Source organism: Burkholderia sp. 9775_39 (assembly GCF_015712225.1).
In the GTDB taxonomy this organism is placed as follows: domain Bacteria; phylum Pseudomonadota; class Gammaproteobacteria; order Burkholderiales; family Burkholderiaceae; genus Burkholderia; species Burkholderia cenocepacia.
Window position 1 is genome coordinate 171,024 of record NZ_JACCQC010000004.1, and the last position, 24,056, is coordinate 195,079.

Consider the following 24,056-nt stretch of genomic DNA (forward strand, 5'->3'; position numbering starts at 1 on the left):
CGCGTTCCGGCGCCGTGGCCCGCCAAAAAAGCCGCTGGCTATAATCGGCCGGTGTCGTTGCGCACATCAGCAGCCCGACCGGGCAGGGGAGTGGAAGGTGAGGATCACGACGGATATCGGGCAGGATCTCGACGCGCTGCGCGACGTGCCGGCCGCCATCGTCCTCGACGAGTTCGCGTGGCCGCCGCTGCCGTCCCGGCGCGCCGACTTCGACGGCGTCACGCGCGGCGACGCAGCGCAGCGCGAACTCGGGCTGATGCTGCTCGACCTGTACGCGGTGGCCGCGCAGTCCGGCATCGGCGAATTCGAATGCCGGTTCTTTTCGCTGCTGCAGGCGCTCATGCCGTTCGATGCGGCGTGGACGGGCGTCGCGACCCATGTGCCGACCGGCCCGGTGATGCACAACAGCTTTTTGTACCAGTTGCCGCATGCGTTCTTCACCGACTGGAAGCGCGTGCGCGATTGCGACCCGCTGGCGCACCGCACGTTGCATGGCGCGCACGGCCGCGCGGTGCGGCTGACGGTCGTCGAGCCGGGGCTCGATGCGCGGTTTCGCGACTGGTGCGTGAAGTACGGGCTCGCGCAGCTGATGTGCGTGTGTACGCTCGATCGCCGCTTCGGCCTGACGACGTTCATGTCGATCTACCGCCAGGGCCTGAACCGGCCGTTCAGCGACGACGACGCGCGACGTTTCGAGGAAGTGATCCCGCATCTGGCCGCCGCGCTGACGATCAATCGCGCGGCTCAACTCACGCGCGAGCGCGCCGACACGGTCGCGCCGGCAGCGCGGGCGCTGTGCGACAACTTTGGGGTGCTGCACCATGCCGATCACGGTTTCGACGACGTGCTGCGCACCGAATGGCCGTCGTGGGCCGGCGCGCGCGTGCCGGAGCCGCTCGTCGCGCACCTGCGGCGCCAGTCGGGCCAGCCGTTCGTCGGCGACGCGCTGCGCATCCAGTGCGTGCCGGTCGCGGGGCTGTTCCAGATCGAGGCGCGGCCGCGCTCGCTGCTCGACCGGCTGAGCCCGCGCGAACTCGCGGCGATCCGCTATTACGGCGCCGGGCGTTCGCACAAGGAGGTCGCGCAGCAGATGGCGATCTCGCCGACGACCGTGCGTCACTACCTGCGCTGCGCGTACCGCAAGCTCGGGATGCATGACAAGAGCCAGATCGCCGGCGTGCTGGGCGCGACGGGCGGCGCAACCGACGACGAGGCGGTGGAAGCCGGCGGCGTGCCGCGCTGAGGCGAACGAACGCGTGGGCCGCGTGGTGCGCGGTATGCTGCCCGAATGGTTGTGCCCGCAACCATTGAGCGTTATGCTCGTCAGCTTCCAGGAGACGGAATGCCATCATGAACGACACGAATTCAGGGTCGGTGCGCGCGGCGGTGGTCGGCGTCGGCGCGATCGGCGGTCTGCTCGCGGCCGCGCTGTCGCGAGCCGGCATGACCGTGAGCGCGTACGCGCGCGGCGCGACGCTCGATGCGCTGAATACGCACGGCGTGCGCGTGATCGACGAGGCGGGCGCAATCTCGTCGGTGCCGGTGCGCGCCAGCGACGATGCGGCCGCGCTCGGCGTGCAGGACTACGTGGTGATCGCGCTGAAGGCGCAGGCGCTGCCCGCGCTGGCCGGGCGCATTGCGCCGCTGGTCGGGCCGGACACCGTGATCGTCGCGGCGATGAACGGGCTGCCATGGTGGTTCACGCACGGGCTCGGAGGCGCGATCGACGGCGTGCCGCTCGATGCGGTCGATCCGGCCGGCGCGGTGTCGGCCGCGTTGCCGCCGGCGCAGGCGATCGGCTGCGTCGTGCACCTGTCGTCGAGTACCGACGCGCCCGGCGTCGTGCGTCGCGGGCGCGGCAACCGGCTGATCGTCGGCACGCCCGATCCGCGGCTCGACATGGCCACGGCGCGGTTCGCCGCGGCGCTCGCGGCGGGCGGTTTCGACGTCGAGTCGACGCGCGCGATCCGGACCGAGATCTGGACGAAGCTGTGGGGCAACATGAACATGAACCCGTTGAGCGCGCTGACCGGGTCGACGGCCGAGCAGTTGCTCGACGATCTGTTCACGCAGGATCTCGCGCTGCGGATGATGGAGGAGGCGGCCGCGATCGGTGCGAAGCTCGGCCTGTCCACCGGGATGAGCGGCCCCGAGCGGATCGCGGTCACGCGCAAGCTCGGCGCGTTCAAGACGTCGATGCTCCAGGATTTCGAGGCGGGGCGCTCGCTCGAGATCGGGCCGATCCTCGGCGTGTTTCCGGAGCTCGGCCGCAAGCTTGGCGTGCCGACGCCGTATTGCGACGCGGTGCTGGGGTTGTTGCGCCAGCGCGCGACGAACAGCGGGTTGTAGCGCGACGAGGCCGCTGAATGCGCGGCCGCCGCCGGTAACGTGGCAACACGCACTTCACGCGATGCCGCCGCATGATGCAAAACGGGCCGCCCGGATTGCGCGTGACGCGACCCGGGCGGCCTGTCTGATTCGTCGGATCAATGCTGCGCGCAGCACCCGGCCATCGCGCGATGCCGGGCCGGCGCGCGGCTCAGTCGTCGCGTTCGGTCGCGTGCGCGACGACCTTGTCGAGCAGCCGCTCGAACGTCTGGCGCTCGCTGTCGGACAGGCACGCGAGCAAGCCGTCGTTCCACTTGCGCACGATCGGCATGATCTTGCGATGCAGCGCCCGGCCGTCGGTGGTCAGCGCGATCAGCACGATCCGGCCGTCCTCGTCGCTCGCGCTGCGCTCGAGCAGCCCCTGGCGCAGCAGTGCTTCGGCCGCGCGGCTCGCCTGGCTCTTGTCGAGGTTGGTGTGGCGCGCGAGATCCATGATCGAGAACGGGCCGAATGCGCCGACGGCGGCGATCACGCGCGCCTCGGGCAGCGAGATGTCGAGCTTGTGCCGGTACACCTCGCCGATCCCGCGGTCGGAGCGCTTCGTGAGCGCATGGAGGCGATAGGTCAGAAACTGATCGAGCCCGGCTTGACGGCCTTTCATGTCGAATCCTGAAGAAAAAGGGCGGGCCCGATTGTTCCTGTATCGCGCGCTCGGGTCAACGGTCAGTGTGCACCGTACTTCAGGCGTGTCAACTGTTCCGCTTCGTTCGCGAGCAGATCGGCCGCATCGCGGATCGCGACGTCGAGCGTGATCGGCCCGGGGGCCGGCGAAAAGCAGCCGGAGAAATGCTCGGACAGGCGCGGCAGCGCGGCCGGGTCGACCGCGCCCGACAGCAGCGAGGCGGGGACGCCAGCGGCCTGCGCGTGCCGGCACGCGATGAACGGCGCCTTGCCGTGCAGCGTCTGAACGTCGGAGCGGCCTTCGCCGGTGATCAGCCAGTCGGCGCCGGCGAGCGCGGCGTCGAGCCCGACCTGGCGCGCGACGACTTCGGCGCCGGCCTCGAACCGCGCGCCGAGCATGTGCAGCGCGAAACCCAGGCCGCCGGCGGCGCCCGCGCCGGGCAGATCGCGGCCGCGGCGGTCGAGCGCGGCTTCGAGCAGATCGGCGAAGTGGCCGAGCGCGGCATCGAGGGTCGCAACCTGCGCGGCCGTCACACCCTTTTGCGGACCGAACACGGCAGTGGCGCCGTGGGCGCCCGTCAGCGGGTTGTCGACGTCGGACATGCCGACGAATTCCGTTTCCTCCAGGCGCGCATCGAGCCCCGACGCGTCGATGCGCGCGATGTCGGCGAGCCGCGACGGCACGGGCTCGACCGGCTGGCCGCTCGCGTCGAAGCATTGCAGGCCGAGGCCCGCGAGCAGCCCGGCGCCCGCGTCGTTGGTGCTGCTGCCGCCGAGCGCGACGAAGAAGCGGCGCACGCCGTCGTCGAGCAGCGCGCGGATCGCCTCGCCCATTCCGCGCGTGCTGCGCGCGTCGACCGGCACGCTCATGCCGACCGGATCGGTAATGCCGACGATCTCGGCCGTTTCGACGATCGCGGTGCGCGCATCGATCACGCCGACCGCCGCGTCGCGTGCCGCCAGCGACGCGCCGGCCACCCGCAGCGTGCGCCGCGTACCGCCGCCCGCCAGCATCGCGTCGAGCGTGCCTTCGCCGCCGTCGGCCATCGGGCAGCAGCGCACCACGGCGTCGGGCCGGGCGCGGCGGATGCCGGTGGCGATCGCGTCCGCGACCTGCTCGGCGGAAAGCGAGCCTTTGAACGAATCGGGCGCGATGACGACGACAGGCGCGGACGGGTGTTGCGGCATGGTGTCTCCGGAAGGCGTGATTGGTGTGAAGAATGCGCGGTGAGGCGACGAGCGGGCTCACACGCAATCGGAGCTTACAGGATGGCGGGCCCGTGGTGGATACGCCGTTCGGCATAGCGGCGATCTGCATGCATCGCCGTGCAACGGGCCGTCGACGTGGCGGGGACACACGCGTGTCGCGCTGATCTGGCGGTACGAGGAAAATTGTTTGCTAGAATAGTCGATTCTTCCGGCCAAAGCCGTGCTCCGAGCCGCTTGCGCTAGCCATCCGGCGCGTGCAGGGATGGCGTGGCGCTCCGGCGCGGCGTGCGAGTGCGACGCACCGCACGCTGCAGGCAGGCACGGCAAGGAAAACCCGATTCGCTCGAATAATTTTAGGACGATTGAAGCCATGGCTAACGTTGTTGAGAACCTCGGCAAGCTTGAACGCCGCGTGACGATTTCCCTGCCGAAAGACACCGTGCAGAAGGAAATCGACGCCCGTATCCAGAAACTCGCGAAGAACGTGCGCATGCCGGGTTTCCGCCCGGGCAAGGTGCCGCTCAAGATGGTCGCGCAACAGTACTCGGGCCAGGTCGAAGCGGAAGTGCTGAGCGACAAGATCGGCCAGGAATTCTTCACGATCAGCCGCGCGGAAAACCTGCGCGTCGCCGGCCAGCCGAGCTTCGAGCCGAAGCAGGAGCAGGCTGAAGATGCATACGCGTTCGACGCGACGTTCGAGGTTTACCCGGAAGTGAAGATCGGCGATCTGGCGACGGCTGAAGTCGAGCGCTCGACGACGACGATCGGCGACGCCGAAATCGACCGCACGCTGGACATCCTGCGCAAGCAGCGCGTGCACTTCCACGCACGTGGCGAAGCCGGCGAGCACGGCGACGGCGGCGCGGACACCGCAGCGAAGAACGGCGACCGCGTGACGGTCGACTTCGTCGGCAAGATCGACGATGTCGCGTTCCAGGGCGGCACGGCCGAAGATTTCCCGTTCGTGCTCGGCGAAGGCCGCATGCTGCCGGAATTCGAAACGGCGGCGCTGGGCCTGAAGGTCGGCGAACAGCGTACGTTCGACCTCAAGTTCCCGGATGATTACCACGGCAAGGACGTCGCCGGCAAAACGGCACAGTTCACGGTCACGATGAAGAAGATCGAGTGGCCGCACCTGCCGGAAATCGACGCTGAATTCGCGAAGTCGCTCGGCATCGAAGACGGCGACCTCACGAAGATGCGCGCCGAGATCAAGGAAAACCTCGAGCGCGAAGCGAAGCGTCGCACGCAGTCGATCGTCAAGAACCAGGTGATGGACGCGCTGCTGAAGATTTCCGAACTCGACGTGCCGAAGGCGCTGATCGAGCAGGACCAGCAACGTCTCGTCGAAATGGCTCGCCAGGATCTGGCGCAGCGCGGCGTGCCGAACGCGAAGGACGCACCGATCCCGGCCGAGATGTTCGCCGAGCAGGCCGAGCGCCGCGTGAAGCTGGGTCTCGTGCTGGCTGAACTCGTGAAGGCGAACGGCCTCGAAGCGAAGCCGGAACAGATCCGCGCGGAAGTCGACGAGTTCGCGAAGAGCTACGAAGACCCGAAGGAAGTGGTCCGCTGGTATTATTCCAACCAGCAGCGCCTCGCCGAGATGGAAGCGTTCGTCGTTGAAAGCAACGTCGTCGACTTCGTGCTGGGCAAGGCAAAGGTGACGGACAAGGAAGTGAGCTTCGAGGCACTCGCGAGCGCATCGGCGCAAGCGTAAGTGTTGCTCTAGCGGCGTGCCGGCTGTCGGAGCGACGGCCCGCACGCCGTTTTTACGTCAAGCGCACGGTTGCCATTAATATGGCGATTGAGCGGGCGGCTTCCTTCCGTTCAATTTTCCATTCGAACAAGGTTCATTGAATGATCACTCGCGCTGAATTGCTGGACATGCTTGCTTCGAACGCGCCGCAGGGTTTCGAGGCGCAAGCGCTGGGGCTGGTGCCGATCGTCGTCGAAACGAGCGGCCGCGGCGAGCGTTCGTACGATATCTATTCGCGTCTCCTGAAGGAGCGCCTGGTGTTCATGGTCGGCGAAGTGAACGACCAGACCGCCAATCTCGTGGTCGCGCAATTGCTGTTCCTCGAGAGCGAGAATCCCGACAAGGACATCAGTCTCTACATCAACAGCCCGGGCGGCTCGGTGTCGGCCGGGATGGCGATCTACGACACGATGCAGTTCATCAAGCCGGACGTGTCGACCCTGTGCATGGGCCTCGCGGCCAGCATGGGCGCGTTCCTGCTCGCGTCGGGCGCGAAGGGCAAGCGCTTCGCGCTGCCGAATTCGCGTGTGATGATTCACCAGCCGCTGGGCGGCGCGCGCGGCCAGGCATCCGACATCGAGATCCAGGCACGCGAGATCCTCTACCTGAAGGAACGGTTGAACAACCTGCTCGCGCAGCACACGGGCCAGGACGTCGAGCGCATCGCGCGCGACACCGACCGTGATAACTTCATGTCGAGCGAGGACGCGAAGGCGTACGGGCTGATCGATCAGGTGCTGTTGAAGCGCCCGTGAGCTTAAACGGGGTGCCGCCCCGATTCGCGCGGCGCCCCGCAACGTCCCGAGTGCCCTGAGCATCTGCGGCAAGCGCATCCAGCCGGCTCCGGTCGCGCCCTAGGCGCGGCGTTCGGAGCAATCGGCGTATCATGTCATTTACCTGTCCGGAGGCTCTACATTCATGGCGGACAAAAAAGGTTCGAACAGCGAGAAGCTGTTGTATTGCTCGTTTTGCGGGAAGAGCCAGCATGAGGTGAAAAAACTCATCGCGGGCCCGTCGGTGTTCATCTGCGATGAATGTATCGACCTCTGCAACGAAATCATTCGCGACGAGGCGGCTGCCGCCGGCGTCGAGGCCAGCCTGTCCCGGTCGGATCTGCCGAGCCCGCAGGAAATTCGCGACATCCTCGATCAGTACGTGATCGGCCAGGAGCGCGCGAAGAAAATCCTCGCGGTGGCCGTGTACAACCACTACAAGCGCCTGAAGCATCTCGACAAGAAGGACGACGTCGAGCTGTCGAAGAGCAACATCCTGCTGATCGGCCCGACGGGCTCCGGCAAGACGCTGCTCGCGCAGACGCTCGCGCGGTTGCTCAACGTGCCGTTCGTGATTGCCGATGCGACGACGCTGACCGAAGCCGGCTACGTCGGCGAGGACGTCGAGAACATCATCCAGAAGCTGTTGCAGAACTGCAACTACGAGGTCGACAAGGCTCAGCGCGGGATCGTCTACATCGACGAAATCGACAAGATCAGCCGCAAGTCGGACAACCCGTCGATCACGCGCGACGTGTCGGGCGAGGGCGTCCAGCAGGCGCTGCTGAAGCTCGTCGAGGGCACGATGGCGTCGGTGCCGCCGCAGGGCGGCCGCAAGCACCCGAACCAGGATTTCATCCAGGTCGACACGACCAACATCCTGTTCATCTGCGGCGGCGCGTTCGACGGTCTCGAAAAGGTGATCACCGATCGCACCGAGAAGACCGGCATCGGCTTCGGCGCGACGGTCAAGAGCAAGCAGGAACGCGACGCGGGCGAAGTGCTGCGCGAAACGGAACCGGAAGACCTGATCAAATTCGGTCTGATCCCCGAATTGATCGGCCGCCTGCCGGTGGTCGCGACGCTCGGCAAGCTCGACGAAGCCGCGCTGATGAAGATCCTGGTCGAGCCGAAGAATGCGCTCGTCAAGCAGTATCACAAGCTGTTCGCGATGGAGCGTGTCGAGCTGGAAATCCGGCCGGGCGCGTTGCAGGCAGTCGCCCGCAAGGCGATTCGCCGCAAGACCGGCGCGCGCGGTTTGCGTTCGATCATCGAACAGGCGTTGCTCGACGTGATGTACGAGCTGCCGACGATGAAAGGGGTCAGCAAGGTCATCATCGACGAGAACGTCATCGATGGGGACGGCAAGCCCTTGCTGATCTACGAGGACACGCCGAAGGTGGCGGGTTCGAACTGACCGGCTTGCCGACGATGTTCAGCGAAAAAGGCCGTTCATGAGTCCGTGGGCGGCTTTTTTTCGTTTATCTTGTGGGTAACTCTGACTCGACACGCGGTGGTTACTTTCTTACCGAATATTTCCCGCACTTGAAGGCTTGCAATTCGTTGTGGCGGCCTCAATTACCGAACAATTGATTCCACTCATGGGGAAATGAAATGTCAGGCACCCAACTTCTCCCGCCGGAACGCATCACGCTCCCGCTGCTGCCGCTGCGGGACGTCGTCGTTTTCCCGCACATGGTCATTCCGCTCTTCGTGGGCCGGCCGAAATCGATCAAGGCCCTCGAAGCAGCGATGGAAGGCGGCAAGCACATCATGCTCGTCGCCCAGAAAACCGCGGCCAAGGACGAACCGACCGAAAAGGACATGTACGAGGTCGGTTGTATCGCCAACATCCTGCAGATGCTGAAGCTGCCGGACGGCACCGTGAAGGTGCTCGTCGAGGGCCTGCAGCGTGCGAAGGCATTGTCCATCGAAGAACAGGAGACCCAATTCTCCTGCGAAGTGATGCCGCTCGAGCCCGATCACGCCGACAGCGCCGAAACGGAAGCGCTGCGCCGTGCGATCGTGTCGCAGTTCGATCAGTACGTGAAGCTGAACAAGAAGATCCCGCCGGAGATTCTCACGTCGCTGTCGGGCATCGACGAAGCAGGCCGCCTCGCCGACATGATCGCCGAGCGCCTGCCGCTGAAGCTCGACCAGAAGCAGCACATCCTCGAGATGTTCCCGGTCATCGAGCGCCTCGAGCACCTGCTCGCGCAACTCGAAGCCGAGATCGACATCCTGCAGGTCGAAAAGCGCATCCGCGGGCGCGTGAAGCGCCAGATGGAAAAGAGCCAGCGCGAGTACTACCTGAACGAACAGGTCAAGGCGATCCAGAAGGAACTGGGCGAAGGCGAAGAAGGTGCGGATCTCGAGGAGCTCGAGAAGCGCATCAACGCCGCGCGCATGCCGAAGGAAGCCAAGAAGAAGGCCGACGCCGAGCTGAAGAAGCTGAAGCTGATGTCGCCGATGTCGGCGGAAGCCACCGTCGTGCGCAACTACATCGACACGTTGATCGGCCTGCCGTGGCGCAAGAAGAGCAAGGTCAACAACGACCTGTCGAACGCCGAGCAGGTGCTCGACGAGGATCACTTCGGCCTCGAGAAGGTCAAGGAACGGATCCTCGAGTACCTCGCGGTGCAACAGCGCGTGGACAAGGTCAAGGCGCCGATCCTGTGCCTCGTCGGGCCTCCGGGCGTCGGCAAGACCTCGCTCGGCCAGTCGATCGCCCGTGCGACGAACCGCAAGTTCGTCAGGATGGCGCTCGGCGGCGTGCGTGACGAAGCCGAGATCCGCGGCCACCGCCGCACGTATATCGGTTCGATGCCGGGCAAGATCCTGCAAAGCCTCGCGAAGGTCGGCGTGCGCAATCCGCTCTTCCTGCTCGACGAAGTCGACAAGATGGGCATGGATTTCCGCGGCGATCCGTCGTCGGCGCTGCTCGAAGTGCTCGATCCGGAACAGAACCACACGTTCGCCGACCACTACATCGAGGTCGACTTCGATCTGTCGGACGTGATGTTCGTCGCGACGTCGAACTCGCTGAACATCCCGCCGCCGCTGCTCGACCGGATGGAAGTGATCCGTCTGTCGGGCTACACGGAAGACGAGAAGGTCAGCATTGCCCAGCGTTACCTGCTGCCGAAGCAGAAGAAGAACAACGGGCTGAAGGAAGGCGAGATCGACGTCACCGAGCAGGCGATCCGCGACATCATCCGCTACTACACGCGCGAAGCCGGTGTGCGTTCGCTCGAGCGGGAAGTGTCGAAGATCTGCCGCAAGGTCGTGAAGATGCTGCTGCTGAAGAAGGCATCGGGCGCGATCAAGGTCGATGGCGAAAATCTCGACACGTTCCTCGGCGTGCGCAAGTACGACTTCGGCCTCGCGGCGAAGGAAAACCAGGTCGGTCAGGTGACGGGCCTCGCGTGGACGGAAGTCGGCGGCGATCTGCTGACGATCGAAGCCGCGGTGATGCCCGGCAAGGGCAACGTGATTCGTACGGGTTCGCTCGGCGACGTGATGAAGGAGTCGGTCGAGGCCGCACGTTCGGTCGTGCGCTCGCGTTCGCGCCGTCTGGGCATCAAGGACGAAGCGTTCGAGAAGCAGGACATCCACATCCACGTGCCGGAAGGCGCGACGCCGAAGGACGGTCCGTCCGCCGGCGGTGCGATGACGACCGCGCTGGTATCGGTGCTGACGGGTATCCCCGTGCGTGCCGATGTCGCGATGACGGGCGAAATCACGTTGCGTGGCGAAGTGCTGCCGATCGGCGGGCTGAAGGAAAAGCTGCTGGCTGCGCATCGCGGCGGCATCAAGCTCGTGCTGATCCCGGAAGAAAACGTGAAGGATCTCGCGGACATTCCGGACAACGTGAAGAACGCGATCGAGATCGTGCCGGTCCGCTGGATCGACAAGGTGCTGGAGCTCGCGCTCGAGCGTTCGCCGACGCCGCTGCCGCCGGAAGAAGAAGCGAAGGCAGCAGCGCCGGTCGGTGAGGCGGCGAAGGATGCCGGCTCGACCGAAGTGGTCAAGCACTGAAGCCCTGAACGCCATCGTTGCTGACGGTCGTTCACGAAACCCGCGGCGCTGTCCGCGGGTTTTTTTATGCGTATCGGAATCGTGCACGCGCGCGTTAAAAAAATTCGCGTGCGGGCTTGGCAAAATGATCGGGGATGAATTAAACTTGCGGGCTCGCTGATTGTTGATGCGGAAACGCAGATCGCAGTCAGAACGAATCGGAAACGGGTGCTTAGCTCAGCTGGTAGAGCGGCGCCCTTACAAGGCGTAGGTCGGGGGTTCGAACCCCTCAGCACCCACCAGTTTCCCGATTCAGCCAGACCAAGGAGCGGTAGTTCAGTCGGTTAGAATACCGGCCTGTCACGCCGGGGGTCGCGGGTTCGAGTCCCGTCCGCTCCGCCAGAAAATGAAGAAGCCCGCCTCGTGCGGGCTTTTTCATTTGCATCGTGCGTCGTGCCCGCTTGCGGGCAGTGTGACGGCGGGGCGGAGGAAGCCGCTTGCGCGGCTTGCGGCGGGACGAGAAGGGATGCGCGTGTACGCGTATCCGCGGCCTGCGGGATGCAGGCGAGTCTCGTCCGCTCCGCTAAACAAACGACAGTGCCCGCGTCGTGCGGGCATTGTCGTTTGTGCATTCGGTTTTGCGCCCGCTGGCGGGTGCGTGAAGAAGCCCGTCTCTCGTGCCGGCTTTTTCATTTCCCGTGTCCCGTTGTCGCATCCCGCTCGCGCACGGTACGTCTGCGTTTTTTCCCGTCCCACCCCGTATGTTGTAATATCGGACGTTTTGTCCAATTTTCCCGTCACGCATGCTCGATTTCTTCCGTAATCACCAGCGCCTGATGATGGCGCTCCTGCTCCTGATCGTGTTGCCGGGGCTGGGTTTCGTCGGGATCCAAGGCTTCCGCGGCTTCTTCGACGACAGTGCGAACGTCGCGGCAGTCAACGGGCACAAGATCACGCGGGTCGAATTCGACGGCGCGTTTCGCCAGCAGATCGACCAGGCGCGCCAGGCGCTCGGCGGGCAGTTCGACATCAAGATGTTCGACACGCCCGAGCATCGCAAGCAGGTGCTCGACGGCCTGATCCAGCAACGCGTGCTGGCCGACGAGACGCAACGTCTGCACCTGACCGCGTCCGACAACGCCGTGCGCGACGCGCTGATGAGCGACCCGATGATCGCGTCGCTGAAGAAGCCCGACGGATCGATCGACGTCGAACGCTATGCACAGCTGCTGTCGTTCCAGGGAATGACGCCCGAGCAGTACCAGGAGCGCGTGCGTTACAGCCTCGCGCTGCAGCAGATTCCGGCGAGCATCGTGTCGAGCGCGTTCACGCCGAAGAGCCTCGCGCAACGCCTGTCCGAACTCGCCGCGCAACAGCGTGAAGTGCAGGCGCTCGTGCTGAAGACGAGCGACTTCGCAGCGAAGGTGCAGCCGACCGACGCGCAGCTCGTCGCGTACTACGACGCACACAAGCAGAGCTTCGCGACGCCGGAAACCGCGACGATCCAGTACCTCGTCTATTCGCCGGCCGCAGCGGCCGCGAGCGCGCAGCCGACCGAAGCGGACATCAAGAAGTTCTACGACGACAATCCGACGCACTTCCGTACCGAAGCGCAGGTGCGCGTGAGCCACATCTTCATCGCCGCGCCGGGCAGCGCCAGCGCGGCCGACAAGGCGGCCGCGAAAGCGAAGGCGGAGCAATTGCTCGCCGACGTGAAGGCGCATCCGGACCAGTTCGCGCAGATCGCACAGAAGAGCTCGCAGGACGCGCCGTCGGCGGCGAAGGGCGGCGACCTCGGCTTCATCGCGCGCGGCTCGACCGCGGGCGGCAAGGCGTTCGACGATGCCGCGTTCTCGCTCAAGCAGGGCGACGTGAGCGGTATCGTGCAGTCGGATCTCGGTTTCCACATCCTGAAGGCGACCGAAGTGAAGCCGGCGGTCGTCAAACCGTTCGCGGAAGTGAAGGACCAGATCGCGATCGACCTGAAGCAGCAGTACGCATCGAAGGCGTTCTCGGACAACGCGGAAGGGTTCACGTCGACCGTCTACGAGAAGGCGAAGACGCTGCAACCGGCCGCGGACAAGTACAAGCTGACGATCCAGACGGCCACCGTCACGCCGACGCCGAATCCGCAACTGCCGCCGACGAGCCCGCTGAACAACGCGAAGTTCCTGGCCGCCGTGTTCGCGAACGACTCGGTGAAGAACCAGAACAACACGCAGGCGATCGACGTCGGCAACAATACGTTGATCTCCGCGCGCGTGACCGACTACAAGCCGGCTGCCGTGCCCGCACTCGATGCGATCAAGGACGTCGTGCGCCAGAAGGTCATCGCCGAGCAGGCCGCGGAACTCGCGAAGAAGGATGGGGCGGCGAAGCTGGCCGAGCTGCAGAAGTCGAAGTCGACCGACGGCTTCGCGGCCGCGCAGAAGGTGTCGCGCACGCAATCGCAGGGCCTGACGCCGGCTGCGCTGAGCGCCGTCTACAAGGTCGATGCGAAGACGCTGCCGGCGTACGTCGGGGTCGATCTTGGTGCGGACGGTTATGCGATCTATCGCGTGAACGCGGTGATCCCGGGTTCGGCGGTCGATCCGCAGCAACTGGCGGCCGCGCAGCAGCAGATGGCGCAGGTCGACGCGCAAAGCGAAGGCGAGGCGTATCTCGCCGCGCTGCGCGATCGCTCGAAGGTGAAGCTGTACGGCACGACGGCCAGCCAGCAGCAAGACGGCGACAACTGAACGTCGTTTCGCCCGCAACCATCAAAAAGCCCCGCTCGAAGCGGGGCTTTTTGTTTTCCGGTGCGCGGCTGCGCTCAGTCGTGCGGCTTGCCGAGCAACGGCTTCAGCGCCGGCCACACGTTGTCGAGCAGAATGCCCTGGGCTTGCTGCGCGGGATGCATCTGGTCGGCCTGGAACATCTCCGGCTTGTTCTCGATGCCGGCCAGCAGGAACGGTACGAGCGGCACGGCGAGGTCCTTCGACAGCCGCGTATAGACCGCGTGGAACTTCTGCGTGTAGTCGGGGCCGTAATTGGGCGGCACGTACATGCCGACCAGCACGACCTTCGCCCGCGCACGCTGCGCACTGGCGATGATGTCGCGCAGGTTCTGCTCGGTCGTCGCGAGCGGCACGCCGCGCAGCGCATCGTTCGAACCGAGTTCGACGACGACGATCGAGGGCTTGAGTCGCTGCAGCACCGCGGGCAACCGCGCACGGCCGCCGCTCGTGGTGTCGCCGCTGACGCTGGCGTTCGCGACGCTATAATCGATTCGCTCGGTCGTGAGCCGTTGTCGCAGCAGTGCAACCCAGCCTGTGTCGCGCGGCAGTCCGTATTCGGCCGAGAGACTGTCGCCGAGCACGACGATCACGGGCTGGCTCGATGCCGACGCCGTCGCGGCGCGCGCGGGTACGGTGACGGCCAGCAGGGTGCCCAGCAGCGCGGCGGCGGCCGCGCGTCTTTTCCAGCGAAATGTCGTGTCCATGTTCAAGATTACCGATCCGATCATCGAAGTCCATGACGTGTGCAAGCGGGTTGCCGATGCAACGGGCGAGCTGACGATCCTCGACGGCATCACGCTCGCCGTGCAACCGGGCAGCAGCCTCGCGATCGTCGGCGCATCGGGGTCGGGCAAATCGACGCTGCTCGGCCTGCTTGCGGGGTTGGACAGCGCGACGAGCGGCACGGTTCGCCTGCTCGGCCGCGCGCTCGACCAGCTCGACGAGGACGAACGCGCGGCGCTGCGCAACGGCGCGGTCGGATTCGTGTTCCAGTCGTTCCAGTTGATGCCGCACCTGACGGCGCTCGAGAACGTGATGCTGCCGCTCGAACTGCAGGGTGGCATCAGCGCGCGCGAGGCGGCCGAGCGTGCCCGGGCGCTGCTCGTGCAGGTCGGTCTGGGCGAACGCACTGCGCATTATCCGAAGCTGCTGTCGGGCGGCGAACAGCAGCGCGTCGCACTCGCACGCGCGTTCGTCACGCGTCCGGCGATCCTGTTCGCCGACGAGCCGACCGGCAGCCTCGACGCGGCCACCGGCCACGCGGTCATCGACCTGATGTTCGAACTGAACCGCGCGCACGGCGCGACGCTCGTGCTCGTCACACACGATGCCGAACTCGCGCGCCGCTGTGCGACGACGGTGACGATCGACGCGGGGCGCATCGTCGCGCCGCACGCGGCATCGCGCAACGCGTGAAGGGTCGTGCGGGCCGCGCAAACTGAGTGGCGCGGCCCGCATGGGCATGGGCGTTGATGCGTCAGTGCTTCAACGCTTGAGCGCCGCACGGGCGCGCTCGATCAGCGCCGTGGTCGACGAGTCGTGCTTCGCCGGGTCGACCGATTCGGCGGACAGGTCGGCTTCGACGACCTTGCCGAGAATCTTGCCGAGCTCGACGCCCCACTGGTCGAACGGATTGATGTCCCACACCGTCGCCTGCACCAGCACCTTGTGCTCGTAGAGCGCGATCAGCGCACCGAGCGCGCGCGGCGTCAGCGCATCGACGAGCAGCGTCGTGGTCGGGCGGTTGCCGGGGAACGTCAGGTGCGGCGCGAGCGCTTCCTTGCCGGGCCCGGCGACCTGGCGCGCTTCTTCGAGCGTGCGGCCGAGCATCAGCGCCTCGCTCTGCGCGAAGCAGTTCGCGAGCAGCTTCGGATGGTGGCTCGCGAGCGGATGCTCGGGCGTCAGCACCGCGATGAAGTCGATCGGCACGATCGTCGGCCCCTGGTGCAGCATCTGGAAGAACGCATGCTGGCCGTTGGTGCCCGGCTCGCCCCACGTGACGGCCGACGTCGGATAGTCGACGAAGGTGCCGTCCAGCCGCGCGGATTTGCCGTTGCTCTCCATTTCGAGCTGCTGCAGGTACGACGGCAGGTAGTGCAGCGCTTCCGAATACGGCGCGACGAGATAGCTCTGCGAGCCGAAGAAATTCCGGTACCAGATGCCGATCAGGCCGAGCAGCACCGGCAGGTTGCGCTCGAGAGGCGCTTCGCGGAAGTGGCGGTCCATGTCGTTCGCGCCGGCCAGCAGCTCGTCGAACTGCTCCGGGCCGACCGCGATCATGATCGACAGGCCGACCGCCGACCACAGCGAATAGCGGCCGCCGACCCAATCCCACATTTCGAACACGTTGTCCGCGGCGATGCCGAACTTCACGACTTCGGCCGGGTTCGCCGACACGCCGACGAAGTGCTTCGCGAGCGCGTCCTCGGGGCAGCCGCGCGCGACGAACCAGTCGCGCAGCGAGCGTGCGTTCGTCATCGTCTCGAGCGTCGTGAAGGTCTTCGACACGATGATCGCGAGCGTTTCCTCGGGATCGACCTGTTCGAGCACGCGCGCGAGGTCGGCGCCGTCGACGTTCGACACGAAGTGGGTGGAGATCTCGGGTGTCGCGACGTGGTGCAGCGCATGCACGACCATTTTCGGCCCGAGATCCGAGCCGCCGATGCCGATGTTGATCACGTGGCGGATCCGCTTGCCCGTATAGCCCGTCCACGTGCCGCTGCGCACGGCGCGCGCGAACGTCGCCATCTTCGCGCGCTCGGCGCTCACCTGCGCGTGGAACGGCGCTTGCGGGTCGGTCGCGCGCAGCGCGGTGTGCAGCGCGGCGCGGCCTTCGGTCGGGTTGACGATCTCGCCCGCGAACATCGCGTCGCGGCGCGCTTCGACGCCCGCGTCGCGCGCGAGTTGCACGAGCAGGCGCACCGTTTCGTCGTCGATGCGGTTCTTCGAGAAATCGGCCGCAAGACCGCCGCCCGGAATCGTGAAGCGTTCGGCGCGGGTCGGCGCGCGGTCGTTTTCCGGCGCGAACCAGTCGCGCAGCCGCGCGTGGCGGATCTGTTCGAAGTGGGATTGAAGGGCAGTCCAGGCGGGGAGCGATTTCAGCGTCATGACGGTTCGAGTGAAGCGTGAATCGGGAGGAATGCCGCGCCGGCTCATCGGGATCGGAAAGCCGGCGGACGAGGAGGCCCGCCGTGCGGCGGGGCAGTCAGTATAGCGGCGTTACGTGTCGGCGCGCGGCGACGGATAAAAAAGGCGATTGATCAGCGTGCGCACCATCGGCGCGAGCTCGCCCGCGGTGAGCCCGGCCGGGCCGGTGCCGTTCGCGGTCAGCGTGTCGGCCGCGAGGCCGTGCAGGTAGACGCCGGCCAGCGCGGCTTCGTATGGCGCGACCCGTTGCGCGAGCAGCGCGCCGATCAGGCCGCCGAGCACGTCGCCGGTGCCGCCGGTGGCGAGCGCCGCGTTGCCGGTCGGGTTGATCGCTACGCGTCCGTCGGGCGCGGCGATCACCGTGCCCGAGCCTTTCAGCACGACGATGCCGGCGTAACGGGCGGCGAGCGTCTGCGCGGCCGCGACGCGATCGCGCTGCACCGCGGCCGTGTCGCTGCCGTGCAGGCGCGCGGCTTCGAGCGGATGCGGCGTCAGCACGCACGGCTTGCCGCGTGCGCCGCGCGCGGCGACGGCGGCCGCGAGGTCCGCGTGCGTCGCGACGAGGTTCAGCGCGTCGGCATCGAGCAGCGTCGGGAGGTCGTGCGCGAGCACGTCGCGCACGAGCGTCGCCGCGGCCTCGCGCGTGCCGAGCCCGCAACCGGCCGCGATCGCGGTCATCGCGCCGAGGTCGAGCGTGTCGGCCGGATGCAGCATCAGTTCGGGGAACGGGGGGTCGTACGGCGGCGCGCCCGCGCCAAGGAAGCCGACGTGCACCTTGCCGGCGCCCGCGAACAGCGCGGCGCGGGCGGCGAGGATCGGCGCGCCGCACATGCCCGTGTCGCCGCCGAGCACCGCGAGGCTGCCGTACGTGCCCTTGTGGGACGCGAAGGCGCGCGCGGGCAGCGCCGCGGCGAACCGCGCGGGCGCATTCAGCACGATGGCCGGCGCGGCGGGCGGCCTGACGTCGAGCGACGCGACGTGGATCTCGCCGGCGAGATCGCGGCCGTCGCCCGTGTAGAGGCCGGGCTTCGCGCCGATGAAGGTGAGCGTGTGGGTGGCCGCAACGGCGACGCCCGCGCCGACGATCCGGCCCGTATCGCTGTCGAGCCCGCTCGGCACGTCGAGCGCGAGTACGCGGCCGCCGCTGCGCGCATGGGCGGCGATGCGTGCGGCCTGCTCCGCGAACGCGCCGTCGAGCGCACGGCCGAGGCCGATGCCGAACAGCCCGTCGACGACCCACGCGTAGCCCTCCAGCGACGCGGGCGCGGTGGCCGACAACGGCACGCCGGCGGTGCGCGCGAGGCCCAGCGCCCATTGCGCGTCGTCCGGCTTGACCGGCACCGGCATCCACGCATGCGTGGCGACACCGAGCTGCTGGAGCTGCGCGGCGGCCACCAGCGCGTCGCCGCCGTTGTTGCCGGGGCCGACCGCGAACCAGACGGGGCGATCGTCGCCGGCGACGCGTTCGGACAGCCAGTGCGCGGCGGCGGCGCCGGCGCGGCCCATCAGCGTGTGCGGCGGCAGCGCGGCGGCGGCGTCGGCTTCGGCCGCGCGCAGGTCGGCGACGCGCAGCAGTGCGATCGGATCGGAATCGGGAAACGGGCGGGTAACGGTCATCGCGGGATCGTGGCGGCGGGCAAGGAGGCCGCCACGGGTCGGCCCCGCGGCGGTCAGGTCGTGAAGCGGCCGGCGCTCAGCGCGGCGAGCGTGTCGGCGGGCCAGTGCTGGACGTTGCCGCCCAGATAGTCGGTCACCACTTTAGCAGACCCGCACGCGAGGCCCCAGCCGGCCGGGCCATGGCCGAAATTGACGAACACGCGTGGATGCGGGGTCGGACCCACGACGGGCAGGCCGTCCGGCGACAGCAGTTGCATGCCTCGCCACGGCAGGGCGGCGGAGATCTTGGCGGCGCCGGGCACCCAGTCATGGACGGCCTGGCCGAGCAGCGCGAGCGCGGCCTCGGACAACGGCTCGGCAAGCGGTTTCGCGGTATCGGCGACGCTCTGCAGCACGGCGGCGCCGCCGACGCGCAGCCGCTGGTGGGTGCGCGTGATCGAGATCCGCTTGATCGAATCGACGACGCAAAGGTGCGGCGAGTGTTCTTCGTACGCGACCGGTGCGGTGAGCGTATGGACGCGCGCGGGGTGCAGCGGCAGGCGCCAGCCGAGCCGTTCGAGCAGCGGGAGGCTGCCGGCGCCGGCGGCGACCACGATCGCGTCCGCGGAAATCACGTCGACCTCGCGCGCCTGCGCCGCGCGCCGGTTGCCCGGCGGCACGAGCTCGACCGCGGCGCGGCCGCTGTCGACGCGGATCGCGGCGACGTCCGCGCCGAACCGGAACTGCACGCCGTGCTCGTCCAGCGTCTGCTTGATCAGTTTCGCGAACAGCGGGCAATTGCCGGTGCGCTCGGTTTCGAGCAGCACGCCGCCGGCAAAGCCGGGTTCGGCCGGCACCGACGGTTCGAGCGCCGCGCATTCGTCGGCGGTGAGGGTGCGGTACGGCTGGTCGAGCGTGCGCAGCAGGTCGAGCGCCGGTTGCAGCGCATCCCAGTCGCGCGGATCGCGCACGACGTGCAGGATGCCGGGTTTCTGTTCGAATTCGAGCTCGAGACGCGCGTCGATATCGGCGAGCGCGTCGCGCGACGCGTCGATCAGCGGACGCAGCCGCGCGTACTGCGCGGCGAACGCGTCGGGCTCGCGCAGCGTGCCGAGCTGCTTGACGAAGCGGCGTACGCCGCCGTTGAAGCCCGGCTTGTAGACGATGCCGCTGTCGCGCGGCTGGCGCTGGCGCATGAAAGTCGGGCCGAACCAGACGTCGAGCGGGCTCGGCAGCAGCGCGCCGCCGTCGCCGTAGGTCGCACCTTGCGCGACGGTCGCGTGGCGTTCGACCACGCACACGCGATGGCCGGCCGCGCGCAGCTGGTAGGCGGTGGCGACGCCGCTGATTCCGCCGCCGATGACGATGACATCCATGGAGTGCTTCGATGACGGGCGGCGCGCACGCCGCCCGGTGAGAATTCGCTGAGGGCCGGGCCCGGTGAACCCGGAATGATAGCGCCAAAAGTGCGCGAGCCGGCGCCGGCCGAGCATGGGTCGTGCGGTCGGGCCACGGCGGCGGGCATCCTGGGCCCGCGCAGGCCGGCCCGGCGGGCGGCCGTGTGCGCCACGCGTCCCGGCACCGTCGCGGTGCATGCGGACTACCGATCGGCCGGTCTTGGGCGGCCGACTTCCGGGTATAATTACGGCCTTCCTTTCGCCCCACGTCGCCACCTCGCGCGACTCATCGACGTCAGTCCAGCCCATGGCTCACTTCTCGTGTTTTCCCGGCGCTTCGGCCCTCTCCGATTTCCGTCAAACCCGTCTGCTCGATACGCTCAGGCAAATCGACGCCAACATCGTCGCGGTACGCGGCCAGTTCCTGCACTTCGTCAATGCGGCCGAGCCGCTGTCGGCCGACGACAGCGCGCGCATCGATGCGCTGATGCACTATGGCGAGCCGTTCCAGCCGGCGGGCGAGAAGGGCACGACCGAGACCTTCGTCGTGCTGCCGCGCTTCGGCACGGTCTCGCCGTGGGCGAGCAAGGCGACCGACATCGCGCAGCACTGCGGCCTCACGCAGGTGCGCCGCATCGAGCGCGGCGTCGAATTCACGGTCACGCTGAAGTCGGGCCTGCTCGGCGGCAAGAAGGCGCTGTCGGACGACGCGCGCGCGGCCGTCGCGGCCGCGCTGCATGACCGGATGACCGAAAGCGTGGTCGCGGCGCGCGACGACGCGAAGCACCTGTTCGACGAACTGCCGGCCAAGCCGCTGTCGACCGTCGACGTGCTGGGCGTCGGCCGCAGCGCGCTGGAGCGCGCGAACGTCGAGCTGGGCCTCGCGCTCGCCGACGACGAGATCGACTATCTGGTCGACGCGTTCCGCAAGCTCGAACGCAACCCGACCGACGTCGAACTGATGATGTTCGCGCAGGCGAACAGCGAGCACTGCCGCCACAAGATCTTCAACGCGCAGTGGACGATCGACGGCGAAGCGCAGGACATGTCGCTGTTCGCGATGATCCGCAACACCGAGAAGCTGAGCCCGCAGGGCACGATCGTCGCGTATTCGGACAACTCGTCGATCATGGTCGGCGCCGAGGCCGAGCGCTGGTTCCCGCGCAAGGCCGGTGCGCCCGGCGAGCCGGGCGAGCGCTACGGCCGCCACACCGAACTCACGCACACGCTGATGAAGGTCGAGACGCACAACCACCCGACGGCGATCTCGCCGTTCCCGGGGGCGGCGACCGGCGCGGGCGGCGAGATTCGCGACGAAGGCGCGACGGGCCGCGGTGCGCGCCCGAAGGCCGGCCTCACGGGCTTCACCGTGTCGAACCTCGACCTGCCGGACGCCCGCCAGCCGTGGGAAAACGCGCGCGACGCCGCGCAGCCGGTGGCCGAGCGCAACCCGAACGAGCAGCACGGCCCGTACGGCCGCCCGGACCGCATCGCGTCGCCGCTGCAGATCATGATCGACGGCCCGCTCGGCGGCGCCGCCTTCAACAACGAATTCGGCCGCCCGAACCTCGGCGGCTACTTCCGCGTGTACGAGCAGAACGTCGGCGGCACGGTGCACGGCTATCACAAGCCGATCATGATCGCGGGCGGCCTCGGCAACATCGCGGATCAGCACACGCACAAGCACGACGTGCCGGCGGGCTCGCTGCTGATCCAGATCGGCGGCCCCGGCATGCGGATCGGCATGGGCGGCGGCGCCGCGAGCTCGATGGCGACCGGCGCGAACACGGCCGAACTCGACTTCGACTCGGTGCAGCGCGGCAACCCGGAAATCGAGCGGCGCGCGCAGGAAGTGATCAACGGCTGCTGGCAGCTCGGCGCGGAAAACCCGATCCTGAGCATCCACGACGTCGGCGCGGGCGGCCTGTCGAACGCATTCCCCGAAATCGTCGACGGCGCGGGCAAGGGCGCGCGCTTCGAACTGCGCAAGGTCGCGCTCGAGGAATCGGGCCTGTCGCCGCGCGAAATCTGGTCGAACGAGGCGCAGGAGCGCTACGTGCTGGCGATCGCGCCGGCCGACCTGCCGCGCTTCGAGGCGATCTGCGCGCGCGAGCGCTGCCCGTTCGCGGTGGTCGGTGTCGCGACCGACGAACGCCAGCTGAAGCTCGTCGACGACGAAGCGACGGGCGCCGACGAATACCCGGTCGACATGCCGATGGAAGTGCTGCTCGGCAAGCCGCCGCGCATGCACCGCGACGTCACGCGCGTGAACACCGCGCGTGCGCCGGTCGACGTGACCGGCATCGCGCTGTCGGCGGTCGCGCTCGACGTGCTGAAGCACCCGACGGTCGGCAGCAAGTCGTTCCTGATCACGATCGGCGACCGTTCGGTCGGCGGTACGTCGGTGCGCGACCAGATGGTCGGCCCGTGGCAGGTGCCGGTGGCCGACTGCGCGATCACCGCGCTCGACTACGCGGGCTTCAAGGGCGAGGCGATGACGATGGCCGAGCGCACGCCGCTCGCCGTGATCGATGCACCCGCATCGGGCCGCATGGCCGTCGGCGAAGCGATCACGAACATCGCGAGCGCGCCGATCGCGTCGCTCGACAAGCTGAAGCTGTCCGCGAACTGGATGGCCGCGTGCGGCACGGCCGGCGAAGACGCCGCGCTGTTCGACACGGTCAAGGCGATCGGCATGGAGCTGTGCCCGGCGCTCGGGATCGGCATCCCGGTCGGCAAGGATTCGCTGTCGATGAAGACGAAGTGGGACGAGCAGGGCGTCGCGAAGGAAGTGGTGTCGCCGGTGTCGCTGATCATCTCCGCGTTCGCGCCGGTCGAGGACGTGCGCCGCCATCTCACGCCGCAACTGCGCCGCGTGGCGGATGCGGGCGACAGCGTGCTGATCGCGATCGACCTCGGCCGCGGCAAGAACCGGATGGGCGGCAGCATCTTCGCGCAGGTCACGCAGCAGGTCGGCGACACGACGCCGGACGTCGACGACGCGGAAGACCTGAAGCGCTTCTTCAACGCGATCCAGTCGCTCAATGCGCAGGACAAGCTGCTCGCGTACCACGACCGCTCGGACGGCGGCCTGTGGGCGACCGTGTGCGAAATGGCGTTCGCGGGCCACGCGGGCGTATCGCTGAACGTCGACATGCTGACGCTCGACCCGAACCACGAATCCGACTACGGCGACGCGAAGGACTGGGCGAAGCAGACGAGCGGCCGTCGCGACGACCGCACGCTGCGCGCGCTGTTCTCCGAAGAGCTCGGCGCCGTCGTGCAGGTGCGCGCGTCCGACCGCGACGCGGTGCTCGGCGCGCTGCGCGAATTCGGCCTGTCGACGTGCTCGCACGTGATCGGCTCGGTCAACGATCGCGACGTGATCGAGGTGTACCGCGACGCGAAGAAGATCTTCGACGCGCCGCGTACCGAGCTCCATCGCGCCTGGAGCGAAGTGAGCTGGCGCATCGCGCGCCTGCGTGACAACCCCGCCTGCGCGGATGCCGAATACGACGCGCTGCTCGATGCGGCCGACCCGGGCCTCTCGCCGGTGCTCACGTTCGATCCGGCCGACGACATCGCCGCGCCGTTCATCGCGACGGGCGCACGGCCGCGCGTCGCGATCCTGCGCGAGCAGGGCGTGAATTCGCATCTGGAAACGGCGTATGCGTTCGACCGCGCCGGCTTCGATGCGCACGACGTGCACATGAGCGACCTGCTCGCGGGCCGTGCGACGCTGGCCGATTTCGCGGGTGCGGTCGCGTGCGGCGGCTTCTCGTACGGCGACGTGCTGGGCGCGGGCGAAGGCTGGGCGAAGACGATCCGTTTCAACGCGAACCTCGCCGACATGTTCTCGGCCTTCTTTGCGCGTCCCGATACGTTCGCCCTCGGTATCTGCAATGGCTGCCAGATGCTGTCGAGCATCGCGTCGATGATCCCGGGCGCGCAAGCGTGGCCGAAGTTCACGCGCAACAAGTCCGAGCAGTTCGAGGCGCGTTTCTCGTTCGTCGAAGTGGAGAAATCGCCGTCGATCTTCTTCGCGGGAATGGAAGGCTCGCGGATTCCGGTCGCGGTCGCGCACGGCGAAGGCTATGCGGACTTCTCGCAGCAAGGCGACATCGACCGCGTCGCGGTCGCGATGCGTTACGTCGACCACCGCGGCGAAGCGACCGAGCGCTATCCGTTCAACCCGAACGGGTCGCCCGCCGGCATCACGTCGGTCACGACGGCTGACGGCCGCTTCTCGGTGCTGATGCCGCACATGGAGCGCGTGCATCGTACGGTGACGATGAGCTGGCACCCGGAAGGCTGGGGTGACGCGAGCCCGTGGATGCGGGTGTTCCGCAACGCACGTCGCTGGATCGGCTGATCC

General features: G+C 67.5%; 15 protein-coding genes and 2 tRNA genes. 11 read left to right on the forward strand and 6 right to left on the reverse strand.

Annotation, left to right across the window (positions count from 1 at the left end; all coding sequences use genetic code 11):
• Nucleotides 1-97: 97 nt before the first annotated feature.
• Together H0X90_RS07600 and H0X90_RS07605 are read left to right on the forward strand one after the other, a co-directional pair.
• The gene (locus tag H0X90_RS07600; RefSeq protein WP_077190671.1) at nt 98-1,243 is read left to right on the forward strand and encodes a helix-turn-helix transcriptional regulator; all 1,146 of its coding nucleotides are present in this window, start codon (nt 98-100) and stop codon (nt 1,241-1,243) included.
• 107 nt (nt 1,244-1,350) lie between these two features.
• A complete protein-coding gene (locus H0X90_RS07605) occupies nt 1,351-2,349 on the forward strand; it encodes a 2-dehydropantoate 2-reductase (protein WP_077190670.1) in 999 nt (332 codons plus the stop codon).
• 190 nt (nt 2,350-2,539) lie between these two features.
• Here H0X90_RS07605 and H0X90_RS07610 read toward each other — a convergent pair whose 3' ends face one another.
• Both H0X90_RS07610 and H0X90_RS07615 read right to left on the reverse strand, forming a co-directional pair.
• Nucleotides 2,540-2,989: a MarR family winged helix-turn-helix transcriptional regulator gene (locus H0X90_RS07610; protein ID WP_006478574.1), complete on the reverse strand. Its 450-nt coding sequence runs from the start codon at nt 2,987-2,989 to the stop codon at nt 2,540-2,542.
• Nucleotides 2,990-3,051: 62 nt separating this feature from the next.
• The gene (locus H0X90_RS07615; RefSeq protein WP_058901551.1) at nt 3,052-4,197 is read right to left on the reverse strand and encodes a glycerate kinase; all 1,146 of its coding nucleotides are present in this window, start codon (nt 4,195-4,197) and stop codon (nt 3,052-3,054) included.
• A gap of 391 nt (nt 4,198-4,588) precedes the next feature.
• Here H0X90_RS07615 and tig point away from each other — a divergent pair, with 391 nt between their 5' ends.
• The 7 genes from tig (at nt 4,589) to H0X90_RS07650 (ending at nt 13,502) form a co-directional block, all read left to right on the forward strand.
• Nucleotides 4,589-5,935, forward strand: a complete 1,347-nt coding sequence (gene tig, locus H0X90_RS07620) for a trigger factor (protein ID WP_006489335.1) — start codon at nt 4,589-4,591, stop codon at nt 5,933-5,935.
• A 140-nt stretch (nt 5,936-6,075) separates the two neighbouring features.
• Complete coding sequence (clpP, locus tag H0X90_RS07625) at nt 6,076-6,729, forward strand: ATP-dependent Clp endopeptidase proteolytic subunit ClpP (protein ID WP_006496351.1); 654 nt, start codon at nt 6,076-6,078, stop codon at nt 6,727-6,729.
• A 163-nt stretch (nt 6,730-6,892) separates the two neighbouring features.
• Entirely contained in the window at nt 6,893-8,164 is a 1,272-nt protein-coding gene (gene clpX, locus H0X90_RS07630) for an ATP-dependent Clp protease ATP-binding subunit ClpX (protein WP_006489345.1), read from the forward strand.
• A 197-nt stretch (nt 8,165-8,361) separates the two neighbouring features.
• Nucleotides 8,362-10,785 carry an endopeptidase La gene (gene lon, locus H0X90_RS07635; RefSeq protein WP_006489349.1) on the forward strand — a complete coding sequence of 808 codons (2,424 nt, stop codon included), beginning with the start codon at nt 8,362-8,364 and terminating at the stop codon, nt 10,783-10,785.
• A 205-nt stretch (nt 10,786-10,990) separates the two neighbouring features.
• Nucleotides 10,991-11,066, forward strand: a tRNA-Val gene (locus tag H0X90_RS07640).
• Nucleotides 11,067-11,089: 23 nt separating this feature from the next.
• Nucleotides 11,090-11,166, forward strand: a tRNA-Asp gene (locus tag H0X90_RS07645).
• Nucleotides 11,167-11,567: 401 nt separating this feature from the next.
• On the forward strand, nt 11,568-13,502 hold the full coding sequence (locus H0X90_RS07650) for a SurA N-terminal domain-containing protein (protein WP_077190669.1): 1,935 nt from the start codon (nt 11,568-11,570) through the stop codon (nt 13,500-13,502).
• Nucleotides 13,503-13,576: 74 nt separating this feature from the next.
• Here H0X90_RS07650 and H0X90_RS07655 read toward each other — a convergent pair whose 3' ends face one another.
• Nucleotides 13,577-14,245, reverse strand: coding sequence for an arylesterase (locus H0X90_RS07655; RefSeq protein WP_077190668.1), 669 nt, complete (start codon nt 14,243-14,245; stop codon nt 13,577-13,579).
• Here H0X90_RS07655 and H0X90_RS07660 point away from each other — a divergent pair.
• The gene (locus tag H0X90_RS07660) at nt 14,244-14,957 is read left to right on the forward strand and encodes an ABC transporter ATP-binding protein (RefSeq protein WP_034201615.1); all 714 of its coding nucleotides are present in this window, start codon (nt 14,244-14,246) and stop codon (nt 14,955-14,957) included. The genes H0X90_RS07655 and H0X90_RS07660 overlap by 2 nt on opposite strands.
• A 69-nt stretch (nt 14,958-15,026) precedes the next feature.
• On the opposite strand, the gene pgi is transcribed toward H0X90_RS07660, so the two are convergent.
• From pgi to H0X90_RS07675, 3 genes are all read right to left on the reverse strand, one after another.
• Nucleotides 15,027-16,649 carry a glucose-6-phosphate isomerase gene (pgi, locus tag H0X90_RS07665; protein WP_034201616.1) on the reverse strand — a complete coding sequence of 541 codons (1,623 nt, stop codon included), beginning with the start codon at nt 16,647-16,649 and terminating at the stop codon, nt 15,027-15,029.
• Between the two features lie 111 nt (nt 16,650-16,760).
• The gene (locus H0X90_RS07670) at nt 16,761-18,305 is read right to left on the reverse strand and encodes an NAD(P)H-hydrate dehydratase (RefSeq protein WP_034201617.1); all 1,545 of its coding nucleotides are present in this window, start codon (nt 18,303-18,305) and stop codon (nt 16,761-16,763) included.
• 53 nt (nt 18,306-18,358) lie between these two features.
• On the reverse strand, nt 18,359-19,660 hold the full coding sequence (locus H0X90_RS07675; protein ID WP_006492783.1) for an FAD-dependent oxidoreductase: 1,302 nt from the start codon (nt 19,658-19,660) through the stop codon (nt 18,359-18,361).
• Between the two features lie 328 nt (nt 19,661-19,988).
• Between H0X90_RS07675 and purL the strand changes: the two genes are divergently transcribed.
• Nucleotides 19,989-24,053, forward strand: a complete 4,065-nt coding sequence (gene purL, locus H0X90_RS07680) for a phosphoribosylformylglycinamidine synthase (RefSeq protein ID WP_077190667.1) — start codon at nt 19,989-19,991, stop codon at nt 24,051-24,053.
• The last annotated feature ends 3 nt before the right edge of the window (nt 24,054-24,056 follow it).

Coding starts and splice junctions, on each gene's coding strand:
- pgi (WP_034201616.1), bottom strand. CDS start 16,649: ATGACGCTGAAATCGCTCCCCGCCTGGACTGCCCTTCAATCCCACTTC.
- purL (WP_077190667.1), top strand. CDS start 19,989: ATGGCTCACTTCTCGTGTTTTCCCGGCGCTTCGGCCCTCTCCGATTTC.
- H0X90_RS07655 (WP_077190668.1), bottom strand. CDS start 14,245: ATGGACACGACATTTCGCTGGAAAAGACGCGCGGCCGCCGCCGCGCTG.
- H0X90_RS07610 (WP_006478574.1), bottom strand. CDS start 2,989: ATGAAAGGCCGTCAAGCCGGGCTCGATCAGTTTCTGACCTATCGCCTC.
- clpP (WP_006496351.1), top strand. CDS start 6,076: ATGATCACTCGCGCTGAATTGCTGGACATGCTTGCTTCGAACGCGCCG.
- lon (WP_006489349.1), top strand. CDS start 8,362: ATGTCAGGCACCCAACTTCTCCCGCCGGAACGCATCACGCTCCCGCTG.
- tig (WP_006489335.1), top strand. CDS start 4,589: ATGGCTAACGTTGTTGAGAACCTCGGCAAGCTTGAACGCCGCGTGACG.
- H0X90_RS07615 (WP_058901551.1), bottom strand. CDS start 4,197: ATGCCGCAACACCCGTCCGCGCCTGTCGTCGTCATCGCGCCCGATTCG.
- H0X90_RS07650 (WP_077190669.1), top strand. CDS start 11,568: ATGCTCGATTTCTTCCGTAATCACCAGCGCCTGATGATGGCGCTCCTG.
- H0X90_RS07670 (WP_034201617.1), bottom strand. CDS start 18,305: ATGACCGTTACCCGCCCGTTTCCCGATTCCGATCCGATCGCACTGCTG.
- H0X90_RS07660 (WP_034201615.1), top strand. CDS start 14,244: ATGTTCAAGATTACCGATCCGATCATCGAAGTCCATGACGTGTGCAAG.
- H0X90_RS07675 (WP_006492783.1), bottom strand. CDS start 19,660: ATGGATGTCATCGTCATCGGCGGCGGAATCAGCGGCGTCGCCACCGCC.
- clpX (WP_006489345.1), top strand. CDS start 6,893: ATGGCGGACAAAAAAGGTTCGAACAGCGAGAAGCTGTTGTATTGCTCG.
- H0X90_RS07605 (WP_077190670.1), top strand. CDS start 1,351: ATGAACGACACGAATTCAGGGTCGGTGCGCGCGGCGGTGGTCGGCGTC.